The organism is Streptomyces sp. NPDC087845 (assembly GCF_044742755.1).
In the GTDB taxonomy this organism is placed as follows: domain Bacteria; phylum Actinomycetota; class Actinomycetes; order Streptomycetales; family Streptomycetaceae; genus Streptomyces.
The window spans coordinates 86696-99767 of record NZ_JBIUVC010000012.1 but is presented as its reverse complement, the minus strand read 5'-3'; the positions used below and the strand labels follow the sequence as shown (position 1 = coordinate 99767).

Annotated in this window: 9 protein-coding genes; 6 read left to right on the top strand and 3 right to left on the bottom strand. The window is 70.8% G+C overall.

Features of this window, described 5'->3' with window-relative positions; genetic code table 11:
• The first annotated feature begins 87 nt into the window (after positions 1–87).
• The 5 genes from ACIOMQ_RS28400 to ACIOMQ_RS28380 all read left to right on the top strand — a co-directional run bounded on the left by ACIOMQ_RS28400 (position 88) and on the right by ACIOMQ_RS28380 (position 9263).
• Positions 88–531 carry a MarR family transcriptional regulator gene (locus tag ACIOMQ_RS28400; protein ID WP_362206163.1) on the top strand — a complete coding sequence of 148 codons (444 nt, stop codon included), beginning with the start codon at positions 88–90 and terminating at the stop codon, positions 529–531.
• Positions 532–686: 155 nt separating this feature from the next.
• Positions 687–3638: an FAD-binding and (Fe-S)-binding domain-containing protein gene (locus tag ACIOMQ_RS28395; protein WP_402190926.1), complete on the top strand. Its 2952-nt coding sequence runs from the start codon at positions 687–689 to the stop codon at positions 3636–3638.
• Between the two features lie 262 nt (positions 3639–3900).
• A complete protein-coding gene (locus ACIOMQ_RS28390) occupies positions 3901–5370 on the top strand; it encodes a Gfo/Idh/MocA family protein (protein WP_402190923.1) in 1470 nt (489 codons plus the stop codon).
• A 216-nt stretch (positions 5371–5586) separates the two neighbouring features.
• The gene (locus ACIOMQ_RS28385; RefSeq protein WP_402190921.1) at positions 5587–7485 is read left to right on the top strand and encodes an ABC transporter transmembrane domain-containing protein; all 1899 of its coding nucleotides are present in this window, start codon (positions 5587–5589) and stop codon (positions 7483–7485) included.
• Positions 7482–9263 (top strand): ABC transporter ATP-binding protein, encoded by a 1782-nt coding sequence (locus ACIOMQ_RS28380; RefSeq protein WP_402190918.1) that lies wholly within the window; start codon positions 7482–7484, stop codon positions 9261–9263. The genes ACIOMQ_RS28385 and ACIOMQ_RS28380 overlap by 4 nt, the downstream gene beginning before the upstream one ends.
• Before the next feature lie 176 nt (positions 9264–9439).
• Here ACIOMQ_RS28380 and ACIOMQ_RS28375 read toward each other — a convergent pair whose 3' ends face one another.
• Together ACIOMQ_RS28375 and ACIOMQ_RS28370 are read right to left on the bottom strand one after the other, a co-directional pair.
• Positions 9440–10324, bottom strand: a complete 885-nt coding sequence (locus ACIOMQ_RS28375) for a nucleoside hydrolase (protein WP_402190915.1) — start codon at positions 10322–10324, stop codon at positions 9440–9442.
• Positions 10325–10383: 59 nt separating this feature from the next.
• Entirely contained in the window at positions 10384–11007 is a 624-nt protein-coding gene (locus ACIOMQ_RS28370; RefSeq protein WP_402190912.1) for an extracellular solute-binding protein, read from the bottom strand.
• 114 nt (positions 11008–11121) lie between these two features.
• On the opposite strand from ACIOMQ_RS28370, the gene ACIOMQ_RS28365 reads away from it, so the two are divergent.
• Positions 11122–12180, top strand: coding sequence for a LacI family DNA-binding transcriptional regulator (locus ACIOMQ_RS28365; protein WP_362206170.1), 1059 nt, complete (start codon positions 11122–11124; stop codon positions 12178–12180).
• A 25-nt stretch (positions 12181–12205) separates the two neighbouring features.
• Here the strand turns inward: ACIOMQ_RS28365 and ACIOMQ_RS28360 are convergent, their stop codons facing one another.
• Positions 12206–12997 carry a metal-dependent hydrolase gene (locus tag ACIOMQ_RS28360; protein WP_362206171.1) on the bottom strand — a complete coding sequence of 264 codons (792 nt, stop codon included), beginning with the start codon at positions 12995–12997 and terminating at the stop codon, positions 12206–12208.
• Between the last annotated feature and the right edge of the window lie 75 nt (positions 12998–13072).

The following is a 13072-nucleotide window of genomic DNA, read 5'->3' as shown; positions in this document are numbered from 1 at the left end:
CGAATCCGGTCCGGGGACTCGAATTTTGAGAGCATAGCTCATTGTTACCTATGCTCACAATGTACAAGGTCCTGATATTGTTCCGCCATGGACTCCTCCGACGCCGACGGCGTGCTCGCCGAGCAGTTGCTGCGGGTGACCCGCAGGCTCCAGCGGATTCAGAGCCGCCAGCTGGAACCGATCGGTATCACTCCCGCGCAGTTCCGGCTGCTCCGCACCGTCGCGCATTACGACGGACCGCCCCGGATGGCCGACCTCGCTCAGCGGCTGGACGTCGTCCCGCGCGCCGTGACCAGCCTGGTCGACGGTCTGGAGGCGAGCGGCCGGGTGCGCCGCGCGCCCGATCCGGACAGCCGCCGAGTGGTCCGCATCGAGATCACCGAGGAGGGACTCGCCACCCTCCGCTCGCTGCGCGACGCGCGCCGGGCCGCCGCAGAAGAGATCCTGGCTCCGTTGACCGCCGACCAGCGCGAGGTGCTCGGCGGGCTGTTGTCCGCCCTGGTCAACGGAATGCCCGAGCGTCACTGCTAAACCTGTAGGCACACACGTTCGCCCGATGGGTGCCACGTGCGCGCCGTCGCCGTACCGAACAAGCACAAGCACAAGCACCAAGCACCAAGCACAGACAAGTACAGACAAGTACAGACAAGTACAGACAAGTACAGAACCGCCGAGGAGAGCTCGACATGCCACTGCTGGAGCCGAAGCCGGAAGCACTCCGCCCTGGTGCGGTGCGCACCCCGTCCCTGGACCGGGTCCCCGACCGGCAGGCTCCGGGGACGCCCGAACCGCTGCGCCGCGAGCTGACCGACCTGCTGGGCCGGGAGAAGGTGCTGTGGAAGGTCTCCGACCTGGTGAAGTACGCCTCCGACGCCAGTCCTTACCGGTTCGTCCCCCAGGTCGTCGTGGTCCCGGAGGACATCGACGACATCTCGGCGATCCTCTCGTACGCGCACGACAAAGGCCGCGAGGTCGTCTTCCGGGCGGCCGGCACCAGTCTGAACGGCCAGGCGCAGGGCGAGGACATCCTCGTCGACGTACGCCACCACTGGACGGGCATCGAGGTCCTAGACGGCGGCGCGCGGGCCCGCATCCGGCCGGGGACGACGGTCCTGCGGGCCAACGCCGCCCTCGCCCGGCACGGCCGGCTGCTGGGGCCCGACCCGGCCAGCGCCATCGCGTGCACCATCGGCGGAGTCGTCGCCAACAACGCCTCCGGAATGACCGCGGGGACGACCCGCAATTCGTATCGCACCGTCTCCTCCCTCACCTTCGTGCTGCCGAGCGGCACGGTCGTCGACACCGGCGCCCCCACGGCGGACGAGGACCTGGCCCGTGCCGAGCCGCGGCTGTGCGAGGGGCTGCTGGCGCTGAAGGCGGAGATCGAGGCGGATGCCGAGCTCACCGCCCGGATCCGCGCCAAGTACGAGATCAAGAACACCAACGGCTACCGGCTCGACGCCTTCCTGGACGGCTCGACGCCCGTGCAGATCCTGCGCGGCCTGATGGTCGGCTCCGAGGGCACCTTCGGCTTCATCTCCGAGGTCGTCTTCGACACCCTGCCGCTGGACCGGCGCATCACCACCGCCCTGCTGTTCTTCCCCTCCCTGACCGCGGCGGCGGCTGCCGTGCCCCGCTTCAACGAGGCGGGAGCGATCGCCGTCGAACTGATGGACGGCAATACGCTGCGCGCGTCGGTGAGCGTCCAGGGCGTACCCGCGGACTGGGCCGAGCTGCCCAAGAAGACCGCGGCGCTGCTGGTGGAGTTCCGGGCTCCGGACGAGGCCGGCCAGGAGGCGTACGAGCGGGAGGCGGCGGCCGTCGTCGAGGGGCTCGGCCTTGTTGCCCCCGTGGCGTCGGTGACCAATGAGTTCACCCGCGACGCCAAGGTCATCTCCGGCTACTGGAAGGCCCGCAAGGCGTTCGTCACCGCGGTCGGCGGCTCCCGGCCCTCGGGCACGACGCTGATCACCGAGGACTTCGCGGTGCCGCCCTCCCGACTGGCCGACGCCTGCGAGGCTCTGCTCGGGCTCCAGGCGGAGCACGGCTTCGACGCCGCCGTCGCCGGTCACGCGGCGCATGGCAATCTGCACTTCCTGCTCGCCTTCGACTCGGCGAAGCCGTCCGACGTCGACCGGTACGCCGCTTTCATGGACGACTTCTGCCGGCTGACGGTGGACCGCTTCGACGGCTCCTTGAAGGCGGAGCACGCCACCGGCCGCAATATCGCCCCCTTCCTGGAGCTGGAGTGGGGTCCGAAGGCGACCGAGCTGATGTGGCGCACGAAGCAGACCATCGATCCCGACGGGGTCCTGGCGCCCCGCGTCGTCCTCGACCGCGACCCGAAGGCCCATCTGCGCGGGCTGAAGACCATTCCCAAGGTCGAGCTCGTCGCCGACCCCTGCATCGAGTGCGGTTTCTGCGAACCCACCTGCCCCAGCCATGACCTGACCACCTCGCCGCGCCAACGGATCGTGCTCCGCCGGGAGATGATGCGGCAGGCCGGCGGCTCCCCGGTGGAGGCGCGGTTGCTCGACGCCTACGGCTACGACGCCGTCGACACCTGCGCGGGCGACTCGACCTGCAAGCTCGCCTGCCCGGTCGGGATCGACACCGGCGCCATGATGAAGGACTTCCGCCACCAGCGGCACTCGCCCCGTGAGGAGCGGATCGCGGCGCTCACCGCGAAGAACTTCAAGGCGGTGGAGGCGGCGGCCCGGCTCGCGGTCGCCGCGGCCGACCGGATCGGCGACCGGATCGGCGACGGGCCGCTGGAGACCATCACCGGGCTCGCCCGCAAGGCCGTACGCCCCGATATGGTGCCCGAGTGGCTCCCCGAGATCCCCGGCGCCGCCGGCCGCAAGCTGCCTCGCACCTCGCGTGCCGGGGCGAGCGCCGTCTACTACCCGGCGTGTGTGAACCGCATCTTCGGCGGGCCCGAGGGCCACCGCGGCCCGTCGCTGCCACAGGCGGTCGTCGCCGTCTCCGCCCGCGCCGGAAAGCCGGTATGGATCCCGGACGACGTCGCGGGGACCTGCTGCGCGACGATCTGGCACTCCAAGGGATACGACGCGGGCAATACCGTGATGGCCAACCGCATGGTGGAGGCGGCCTGGGGCTGGACGGCGGGCGGAAAGCTGCCGCTGGTCGTCGACGCCTCGTCGTGCACCCTGGGCATCGCCCATGAGGTGGTGCCGTATCTCACCGACGAAAACCGGGAGTTGCACCAGGAACTGACCGTTGTCGACTCCCTGGTCTGGGCGGCCGACGAACTGCTGCCCGAGCTGACGGTCCTCCGGAAGATCGGTTCGGCGGTCCTGCATCCGACGTGTTCCATGCAGCATCTGGACGATGTGGAGCAGCTGCGCGCGGTCGCGGAGGCCTGCGCGGACGAGGTCGTGATCCCTGACGACGCCGGGTGCTGCGCCTTCGCGGGTGACCGCGGCATGCTGCACAAGGAGCTGACGGCCTCCGCGACGGCAAAGGAGGCCGCCGAGGTGAACGCGCGGGAGTACGACGCACATCTCTCGGCCAACCGGATGTGCGAGATCGGAATGGACCGGGCCACGGGGCGCTCGTACTACTCGGTACTGATGGAGCTGGAGCGGGCGACGCGGCCGGGGGCCGTCGTGCGCTGATCTCCGGGGCCGTCAGGGGGCTGGTCCGTCCTCGGCCGCCCGACGGCGCCGATCGTCCTGCCCCGGACCGTCGGCCGCTGCACTCGATCGCCGGGCGGGCTCGGAATCCGAGCCCGCCCGGCTTTTGCGCGGCCACGAAAGTCCATGGTTTCGAAGCAGGAGTCCAATCACTCCCCTTGCGCAACAACAGCACCGGCTACCAAGGTCCTTGACAAGCTTCATTCACCAGCCGCGCACGTCAGACCCCCCTTCTGGAGGATCGATGAACGACGCAGCACAGCAGAACGACGGCACGCGGGACGGCGACGAAGGATCGGTGAGCCGCCGCTCGGTCCTGTGGACGACCGCCTCGGTGGCCGGTGCCGGGCTCGCGCTCGGCGGGCTCGGCAGCGGCACCGCGGCCGCCGCCCCCGTCCCGGACCCGCAGGCCGCCGCCACGGAACAGATGGATCAGGCGGCCGCCCCGAAGCGCCAGGGACGCACCATGGTGGGGGTGCCGTTCGACCGGCGTTCCACCGTGCGGGTCGGCATGGTCGGCCTCGGCAACCGCGGTGGCAGCATGATCGATCTCTTCCTCGCCGTCAGCGGCGTACAGGTCGTCGCCGTCTGCGACCCGGTCAGGGCCAAGGCGGAACGGGCAGCCGCGAAGGTGACCGCCGCGGGCCAACCGTCGCCCGCCGTCTACACCAACGGCGAGGACGACTACGAGAATCTCTGCAAGCGCGGGGACATCGACTTCGTCTATGTGGCAACGCCCTGGGACTTCCACTTCGAGATGGCGAAGACCGCCCTGCTGAACGGCAAGCACGTCGGCGTGGAGTGTCCCCTCGCGCTCCGGCTCGACCAGCTGTGGGAGTTGGTCGATCTCTCCGAGCGCACCAGACGCCACTGCATGCAGCTGGAGAACTGCTGCTACGGGCAGAACGAATTGCGGGTGCTGCGCATGGCGCATGCCGGGCTGTTCGGTGATCTCCTGCACGGCGCGGGCGCGTACAACCACGATCTGCGTGGCCTGATGTTCGATCCGGGGTACTACGAAGGGCCCTGGCGCAGGCTGTGGCACACCAGGCTGCGTGGCGATCTCTACCCCAACCACGGCTTCGGCCCGGTCGCCAACTACATGGACATCAACCGCGGCGACCGTGCGGTGAGCATCACCAGTGTGGGTTCCCCGTCCCTCGGGCTCGCCGAGTACCGCGAGAAGCACATGCCGGCCGGTGATCCGAGCTGGAAGGAAACCTATGTCGAGAGCGATCGGACGATCAGTCTCGTCCAGACCGCCAAGGGGCGGGTGATCCGGCTGGAGCACGATGTGTCCACTCCGCATCCGTACTCGCGCGTCAACAGCCTCGGCGGCACGAAGGGAGTCTTCGAGGACTATCCGGCCCGTATCTACATCGAGCCCGATCACACCGACGACAACTGGGGTGATTTCTCGAAGTACACGCAGTGGGACCACTGGTTGTGGAAGGAACATGCCAACCCGCCCGGTGGTCACGGCGGCATGGACTACATGCTGGTGTTCCGGCTGATGCAGTGCATGCGGCTCGGCCTCGTCCCCGACTTCGACGTGTACGACGCGGCGACCTGGACGTCGCCCGTGCCGCTCAGCCATCTGTCCATCAAGGCGAAGGGCGCGCCGCAGCAGATCCCGGACTTCACGCGCGGCGAGTGGAAGAAGGCCCGCTCCGGCATGGACTCGAAGGATCCGGAGGGGCCGGGGAAGGCCTGACCGGCCGACGCGGCGGAGCGCGGAGCGCAGGGTCCGGCCCCGCAGCACTTCCCCCTCCCGCCCGCATCGCGCCCTTGGCGCGATGCGGGCCGTTCGAGGAGAAAATCGTTCGAGGAGAAAATCGATTGCTCCGGCGGGCCTTCCGGGGTGAACCTTGCACGGTTTGAGGCATTCACCGAACAAACCGCCACACCGAACACCGAACCATGGGACGTCATGCAGATTCGCGATCTTCCGTACCCGGATCCTGGCGATCCCGATGTCCGGTCGGGCCCACGCTTCCTGCTCTGGCTCGGCCGCAATCAGCTCCGCGGCCAGCTCAAGTCCATGTCCTGGGGCCTGTTGCACCAGTGCTCCCTGGCCGGGCTGCCCCCCGCCGTCGGCCTCGCCGTGCAGGCCGTCGTCGACCGTTCCGGCAGCCGGCTCGCCTGGTCGGGCGGACTGATCGCGGTCCTGGGTGTGCTGATCGCGCTGGGCGACACCATGCTCCACCGGACCGCCGTCACCAACTGGATCACCGCCGCCGCGCGCGTTCAGCAGCTGCTGGCCCGCAAGACCGCGGAGCTCGGCTCGGCGCTGACCCGCCGGGTCGCCGCGGGTGAGGTCGTCGCGGTCTCCACCGGCGACGTCGAGAAGATCGGCTGGTTCGTCGAGGCCCTCTCCCGCTTCGTCGCGGCCGCTGCCGCCCTGGTGCTGATCTGCGTGGGGCTCATCCTCTATCTGCCGTCGCTCGGCATCCTGGTGACACTCGCCATGCCGTTGCTGGCCCTGGCGGTGCTGCCGCTGCTCCCCCGGGCCACCCGGCGGGCCGACCTCCAGCGCGAGAAGGCGGGCAAGGCCACCGAGCTGGCCTCGGACACCGTGGCCGGGCTGCGGGTGCTGCGCGGGATCGGTGGCGAGGAGCTGTTCCTCGACCGCTACCGGCACGCCTCCCAGGAGGTCCGCAAGGCCGCGGTGCACAGTGCGCGGATGTGGTCGCTGATCTCGGCGATCCAGGTGCTCCTGCCGGGCGTGCTGCTCATCTCGCTGGTCGTGTACGGGGCGACGCTGGCACGGGACGGCCGGATCGGGGTCGGTCAGCTGGTCACGGTGTACAGCGCCGCGACGCTGCTGCTGTTCCCGCTGCGCCACTTCGAAGAGATCGCGATGGCGTACTCCTTCTCCCGGCCCTCCGCCAAGCGCGCGGTCCGGGTGCTCTCACTGCACCGCACGGCCCAGCCCTCGACCGTCGACGCCACACCGACCGGCGATCTGTACGATCCGGTCACCGGGCTGCTGGCCCCGGCGGGCCTGTTCACCGCGGTGGTCTGCGGCGATCCGGACGAGGCGGGACGGCTGGCCGAACGGCTGGGCGGACACGCCCACGAGGACGCGGCCGCGAGCGAGGGCACGGACGAGAACGCGTCGAAGGACTCGCCGGGCGGGGCGGAGAACAAGGGGCGCGGCTCCACGGGCGCCGTCGACGCGGAACCGGAGCTCCCGTCCGTCCTGCTCGGTGGCGTACCGCTGGACGAACTCCCGCTCGACTCCGCCCGGACGGCGGTGCTGGTCCAGGACAAGGACCCGGTCCTGCTCTCCGGCACGCTGCGGGAACTGCTCGACGTTCCGTCGTCGGGACGGGTGTCCGCCGAGGACGCGCTGTCCGCCGCTCAGTGCGGCGATGTGCTGGACTCGTTGGCGCAGGCGTCCGTCGCCACGGACGGCGACCCGATGACGACACGCATCACCGAACGCGGGCGTTCGCTCTCGGGTGGCCAGCGCCAGCGGCTCGCCCTGGCCCGCTCCTTGGTGACCGACCCGGAGGCGCTGATTCTCGACGAACCGACCTCCGCCGTCGACTCGCACACCGAGGCCCGGGTCGCCGCCGGAATCAAGGCGCTGCGCCAGGGCCGCACCACCGTGGCGTTCGCTTCGTCGCCGCTGCTGCTCGACCTGGCCGACCGGGTGGTGCTGGTGCACCGGGGCACGGTCGTCGCCGTCGGCGCACACCGTGAACTGCTGCAATCGGACCCCCGCTACCGGGCGGTCGTGACGCGCGAGACGGACGACGAGATCACTGTCCCGGCCGCTCAGGGCGCCGTCAGGACGATCGAAGAAATCGAGGAACGGGCATGATCGGCGTCGCAGAACCGGCCTACGACCCGGCCGCACCGGAGTCGGCGACAACCCTGCCGGTCGGCACCCCCACCACCGTACGCAGCTATGTGCGAGAGCTGCTGGGGCGCCACCGCAGGCCGTTCGCCGTGCTGGTCTCGTTCAATGCCGTCGCGGTGATCGCCTCGATCGCCGGCCCGTATCTGCTGGGCGGGCTGGTCGAGGACCTCTCCGACGGCGTCTCCGACCTCCACCTGGAGCGCACCGCCGGGGTGTTCGCGCTCGCTCTGATCGTGCAGACCGTGTTCACCCGGATGATGCGTCTGCGCAGTGCGATGCTCGGCGAAGAGATGCTGGCCGATCTGCGCGAGGACTTCCTCGTACGGTCGGTGGGGCTGCCGCCGGGCGTGCTGGAGCGGGCCGGGACGGGTGATCTGCTCTCCAGGATCACCACGGACGTCGACCGGCTGGCCAACGCGATGCGCGAGGCCGTGCCGCAACTGGCGATCGGCGTGGTGTGGGCGGGGCTGCTGCTGGCCGCTCTCACCGCGACGGCCCCGCCGCTGGCGCTCTCGGTGCTGATCGCCCTGCCTGTTCTGATCGTCGGCTGCCGCTGGTACTTCAAACGGGCTCCGTCCGCGTACCGTTCGGAGGCCGCCGGATACGCCGCGGTCGCGGCGATGCTCGCGGAGACCGTGGACGCCGGGCGGACCGTGGAGGCGCATCGACTGGGTGCGCGCCGGGTGGCGCTGTCGGACACGCGCATCCGGCAATGGACCGCGTGGGAACAGTACACACTCTTCCTCCGCTCCGTGCTCTTCCCCGTCATCAACACCACCTACGTGACGATTCTCGGCGCGGTGCTGATGCTCGGCGGCTGGTTCGTCATCGAGGGCTGGCTGACCGTGGGGCAGTTGACGACGGGGGCGCTGCTGTCGCAGATGATGGTCGATCCGATCGGCCTGATCCTGCGCTGGTACGACGAGTTGCAGGTCGCTCAGGTGTCGCTGGCCCGGCTGGTCGGCGTGCGGGACATCGAACCGGACGCGGGCGACGCGGAGGTGGTCCCGGACGGCCGGGACGTACGGGCCGACGAGGTGCGCTTCGGCTACCGCGCCGGAGTGGACGTTCTGCACCGGGTGTCGTTGGACGTGGCACCGGGTACGCGCCTGGCGCTGGTCGGCCCGTCCGGGGCCGGCAAGTCCACGCTGGGCCGGCTGCTGGCCGGGATCTACGCGCCGCGCACGGGTGAAGTGACGCTCGGTGGTGCGGAGTTGTCGAGGATGAAGGCGGAGCACGTACGTACGCATGTGGCGCTGGTCAACCAGGAGCACCACGTGTTCGTCGGGTCGCTGCGGGACAACCTCCTGCTGGCCCGGTCCGGTGCCGAGGACGCGGAGCTGTGGGCGTCGCTCGCGGCGGTCGACGCGGACGGCTGGGCGAGGACGCTGGAGGAGGGGCTGGACTCCGAGGTCGGCTCCGGCGGTCTGGCGCTGACACCGGCACAGGCCCAGCAGATCGCGCTGGCCCGGCTGGTCCTGGCCGATCCGCACACCTTGGTGCTGGACGAGGCGACGTCGCTGCTGGATCCGCGGGCCGCCCGGCACCTGGAGCGGTCGCTGGCCAGGGTGCTGGACGGCCGTACGGTCGTGGCGATCGCCCACCGGCTGCACACCGCCCACGACGCGGATGTGATCGCGGTCGTCGAGAACGGCCGGATCAGTGAACTGGGCAGCCATGACGAGCTGGTGGCGGCGGACGGCGCCTATGCGGCGCTGTGGCGGTCCTGGCACGGCTGAGAAGCGGTCATGTCCGCTGTGCCGTAGGGCGCCCCGCCGGCCGAACCGACCCCGGCGCGCCGAACTGTCCCCGGCGCGCCGAACTGTCCCCGGCGCGCCGACCCGGCCTGCCGGCCGGCGCGCCATCGACCGGCCATGACCGCGCCGGTGCCGGTTCCGCCGCGCCCGGCGGCTCCTCAGCCGTGGCGGGAGGCCCGGACGATCCGCGCGACGATCTCCTCCGCGATGGCTTCCAGGTCCGCGTCCACGACGAGGTCCACATGGCCGTCCGGGTCGGCCGTGAAGACGGTCAGCCCTTCGTCGGTGACCTCGACCGTGCCGCGTTCGGTGGTGTAGAGGTCCGGGCGCAGCAGGGAGAGCGCGGTGATCGGGTCGTGCGGGACGCTCCACGGTTCGCCGGTGAAGCCGGTCCAGGCGTCGATCTCGCGGGCGAGCGCTGCACCGTACTCACCGGCTTCGCGGATCGCTTCGATGCCGGGCTGTTCGATCCGCAGTCGCGTGGTGATGTCCAGGCCGGTGACGACGGTGCGGACACCGGCGCCGAAGACGGCACGGGCGGCCGTGATGTCACTGACGATGTTGTGCTCGGCCGTGGCCCCGGGCCCGAAGCTGCCGCCCATCATGTACAGGGTGCGTATGCCCGCGGCGAAACGGTCGTCGAGGCGGATCGCACGGGCGATGTTGGCGAGCGGGGCGATGGCGATGACATCGGTCGCGCCGGGCCGGGCAAGGACGGAGTCGACGAGGAAGCGGTCGGCGGCGACGGTGTCGTACACCGGCTCGGCCGCCAGGTCGGTGAAGGCCTTGCCCTCGTGCCCGGCCCACCAGACCTCCTTGCCGGAGAGAGTGTCGGTGGCTCCGGGGACGACGGTGAGGTCGTGTCCGGCGAGGGCGCCGAGCCGGTGCGCGAGGCGGGCCCGGAGCAGGGTGTCGCCGTAGACGGTGGTGATGCCGGTGATCCTGGCCTCGGGCGAGCCGAGCAGCACGCCGAGGGCGAGCGCGTCGTCGACGTCGCTGCCGATGTCGGTGTCCAGGAGGATGTCGGCGAGGGGGTGAGTCACGGTGTTCCTCGGGTCGTTGGGAGGGGCTTCGCCGGTCGGGCGGCCGGTTCGGCCGGCGGTCACTTCAGACCGCTGCCCGCGATCGACTGTCCGGTTCGGTTCCGACGCGCAGCGGCCACATGCAGGACTGCCACTGGAAAGCGGACAGGGTCAGGCGGACCCCGAGCAGCGCGGTCGGCGGAGGCCGCTCCGGGCAGGGGTGTGCCGGCCTTGGTCAGCAGGTCCGCGTCGCGGAAGAGGTACTGGGTGGACGTCCGGATCGGCAGCGAGCGGATCTTGCCCTGCAAGGAGCCGGCCCCGTACTGCCCGGAGGTGACGGCGGCCCTGGCCCGGTCGGCGATCGGGGTGAGGTCGGTGAGGAAGCCGCGCGCGGTGAGCGCCGGCACCCGGGGCTGGTCGACGGCGTACACGTCGATCGCGTCGTCCTTCGCGGAGAGCCGCAGCTGGAGGGCGTCTCCGAGCCGGTCCGGCGGGACGGGGGCGGAGTCGATCCGCAGGTCGGAATCGGCCCGCTCGGAGCCGCGGATGACCGCCCGGAACGTCTTGGGAGTCTCCGGGCCGAGGAACCGGACCGCTGTTCTGCCGTCCGCCGGGCGACCGCCCGAGCAGCCCGCAAGGGCGGCCGCCGAGGACGCGCCCAGCGCGGCACCGAGCACCGTCCTGCGGCTTGGAGAGCTCCTCATACGGCTCTCCGGTCTGCGATGGACATCAAATCTCCAAATCGTTTTGCACCACTGATTCGGCCGTGTGCGGCGCGATCGCAAGCACCATACAAAACGTTTTGCATATTGGATAGAGTGACCTCGAACACCAGGACAGCATTCCTGGACGACAACGGGAGGCCGATGGTGCAGGGCGGGAGCCGGGTCAAGATCACGGATGTCGCGTCCGAGGCGGGCGTCAGCGTCACCACGGTCTCCCATGTGCTGAGCGGTCGCCGGCCCGTCTCGGCCGCCACCCGCGCCCGGGTCGAGGACGTCATACAGCGCCTCGGCTACCAGGCCGACCCGTCGGCGCGCGGACTGCGCACCCAGCGCACCCGCACCCTGGGCCTGGTCGTCCCGGACATCACCAACCCGTTCAACACCTCGATCGCCGCGGGCATGCAGGAGATCGCCCTGGCCCATGAGTACCTGACGGTGGTCTGCGAGGCCCCCATGGACGGCCCGCGCCTGCCCTTGGTGATCCGGCAGCTGGTGGCGCGCCACATCGACGGCATCGTGATCGGCCGGTACAGCGTCACCCGGCTCGATCTGGAGCGCGTCGTGGCGTCCGGATCGAAGCTGGTGCGGCTCGGCGGGCGGCTGGAGCCGGCGCTCGGCGATGTGGTCAGGGCCGCCGAGACCGAGGGAATGCACGACCTGGTCAGCCATCTGGTGGGCCGCGGCTACCGGCGGATCGCGTTCATCGGCGGTACACCGGGGGTGGAGCCGGGCGAGGAGCGGTTTGCGGGCTACCGCAAGGCCCTGGAGTCGGCCGGGCTGCCGGTCCCGGACGAGCTGGTCGTCTGGACCGGCTTCACTCGCGAGGGCGGGCGGGCCGGGGCCGCGGCCGTGCTGAGCGCGGTGGAGCGCCCGGACGCCGTGGTGTGCGCCAACGACCTGATCGCGATCGGCGCACTGGACACGGCACGGGCCGCCGGACTGCGGGTGCCGCACGACGTGGCGATCACCGGGTACGACGACATCGAGGCGGCCTCACTGGTCTCCCCCGCGCTCACCACCGTGCTCAACCCGGCCCGGGAGATCGGGCGTTCGGCCGCGCAGCTGCTGGTCGACCGGCTCGACGGGGACGGTACGGGGGCGGCCAGGGAGATCGTCCTGGCCCACCGCCTGGTACCGCGCGAGTCCGCCTGAGCGCACCGGCCGCCGGACGCGGCGGTCAGATGAAGTTCAGCGCCGCCGCCCCGCCCAGTCCCCCGAGCACCATGAAGACCGGCATCAGCACCTTCAGCTCCACCCAGCTGCCGGCCCGGAACCGCATGCCCTTCGGCGGCCCTATCGGGTACCAGCGCTTGCGGCCCAGCGGGATGGGCCACAGGATCGGGCAGCCGGAGACGGTCAGCGCGTCACCGATGTCGTGCACGAGGGCGCCGAGCACGATCGGCAGCCCGAGCCACAGGTACTCCTGGCCGGGGGCACTGAACAGCCAGTCCGAGCCGTTCCCCGGTTTGTCCAGGACTCCGGCCAGTATCCAGGCGCTGGTCGCGCCGAGCAGCCACACCAGGACATCGCTGGACATCCGGGCGGCCCGCCACAGCAGTCCTTCGACGGCGAGCACCAGGTGGACGAAGAGGATCGCCAGGACCGCCCACCGGCCGCCGGTGATCGCCGCGGCGGAGGCCCCGCCGCCGATCAGGACCGCCCAGAGCCAGGTGTGCGTCAGGGTCCGGTGGCCGCCGTTGCGGTGCGAGTCGCCGCGCATCTTGGTCGCCTTGTAGACGGCGTGCGAGAGCTTGTCGACGATCTCGCAGAGTCCCCGGGAGACCGGCCCGAAGGCGCGCGAGATGGTCGCGGACTTGTGGTCGAGGTCCGGGGCGAGCGCGGCTCCGGCGGTGATCAGGGCGCCGACGACCAGGACGGGCCACGGCATCGCGTGGCCGGCGGCGGCCGCCGCCGCGCCCACCCCCAGCCAGGCCGCTGCCCCTGACAGAGAGTGTGCCGGTCCCATCATGATTCTTCCCGCCCCCAAAGTCGTCCTGCTGCCATTGCCGCCCAGGCACGGCCGAGTTGAGTGGGAAGCGTATCG

What these genes read in the sequence shown, in the direction of transcription:
- ACIOMQ_RS28400 (WP_362206163.1), top strand. Translation starts at nt 88, where the DNA reads ATGGACTCCTCCGACGCCGACGGCGTGCTCGCCGAGCAGTTGCTGCGG.
- ACIOMQ_RS28395 (WP_402190926.1), top strand. Translation starts at nt 687, where the DNA reads ATGCCACTGCTGGAGCCGAAGCCGGAAGCACTCCGCCCTGGTGCGGTG.
- ACIOMQ_RS28390 (WP_402190923.1), top strand. Translation starts at nt 3,901, where the DNA reads ATGAACGACGCAGCACAGCAGAACGACGGCACGCGGGACGGCGACGAA.
- ACIOMQ_RS28385 (WP_402190921.1), top strand. Translation starts at nt 5,587, where the DNA reads ATGCAGATTCGCGATCTTCCGTACCCGGATCCTGGCGATCCCGATGTC.
- ACIOMQ_RS28380 (WP_402190918.1), top strand. Translation starts at nt 7,482, where the DNA reads ATGATCGGCGTCGCAGAACCGGCCTACGACCCGGCCGCACCGGAGTCG.
- ACIOMQ_RS28370 (WP_402190912.1), bottom strand. Translation starts at nt 11,007, where the DNA reads ATGAGGAGCTCTCCAAGCCGCAGGACGGTGCTCGGTGCCGCGCTGGGC.
- ACIOMQ_RS28360 (WP_362206171.1), bottom strand. Translation starts at nt 12,997, where the DNA reads ATGATGGGACCGGCACACTCTCTGTCAGGGGCAGCGGCCTGGCTGGGG.